This is a genomic window from Thiolapillus sp., assembly GCF_048562965.1.
GTDB lineage: Bacteria > Pseudomonadota > Gammaproteobacteria > Chromatiales > Chromatiaceae > Thiolapillus > Thiolapillus brandeum_A.
The window spans coordinates 1-644 of record NZ_JBHNMF010001404.1 but is presented as its reverse complement, the minus strand read 5'-3'; the positions used below and the strand labels follow the sequence as shown (position 1 = coordinate 644).

Sequence of the window (644 nt, the reverse complement as noted above, 5' to 3'; positions counted from 1 at the left end):
GTAAGCGGCCATTCCGCACCGCTATTGCCCCTAGCCTGATTATCTGAGCCGCTTTTGCTTCTTGCCGCTGGGTGACTGAGGCTGGGCAGTTCCGGCCTCCTTCACCGCCGACAGCAGATGCGGCGAGATGTTCCATCGCTGGCCGTTGTCGGTGACCACGGTGACCGTCTTGCGGTTGTATTTGACCAAGGTCGCGAGAAGGCGGCCGCCCTGATGCTCGAAGCTGACCCACTGGCCAAGATTGAACTGCATCATCTCGATGTGAGCCTGCATCGATTCGAGCATCTTCAGCCGCGCCACCACGCGCGGGTTCAGCTCCAGCAGTTCCTCGAAGCTCAGGCCGTCGATGTCAATGGGCATGGTCGAGGTCCGAGTGCAGGGGGTTGGCGGCGAAGCGTTCCTTCCAGACGCGTGGCGTCAGTTCCTCGACATCACGGGCCGGGTGCAGGGCCACCCGTTGCAGCACGTCAACCAGGTAGGGATAAGGATTGACCTGGTGCAGCCGGCAGGTGGTGAGCAGGCTCTGGATAATGCCCACATGCTTCGCCCCCACCTCGCTCCAGCAGAACAGCCAGTTCTTACGCCCCATTGGGATCACCCGCAGGGCCCGTTCCAGGTGGTTGGTGTCGATGGGCACCTCCGGG

2 protein-coding genes are annotated in these 644 nt (G+C 62.3%); both read right to left on the bottom strand.

Annotated features, from left to right (window positions below):
- Positions 1 to 39: 39 nt before the first annotated feature.
- Positions 40 to 360 carry a hypothetical protein gene (locus ACOCD2_RS24605; protein WP_293653477.1) on the bottom strand — a complete coding sequence of 107 codons (321 nt, stop codon included), beginning with the start codon at positions 358 to 360 and terminating at the stop codon, positions 40 to 42.
- Positions 350 to 644, bottom strand: a 295-nt coding sequence (locus ACOCD2_RS24600; RefSeq protein WP_293681318.1) for a transposase domain-containing protein, incomplete at its 5' end; no start/stop codon positions are given. The genes ACOCD2_RS24605 and ACOCD2_RS24600, both read right to left, overlap by 11 nt.

What these genes read in the sequence shown, in the direction of transcription:
- ACOCD2_RS24605 (WP_293653477.1), bottom strand. Translation starts at nt 360, where the DNA reads ATGCCCATTGACATCGACGGCCTGAGCTTCGAGGAACTGCTGGAGCTG.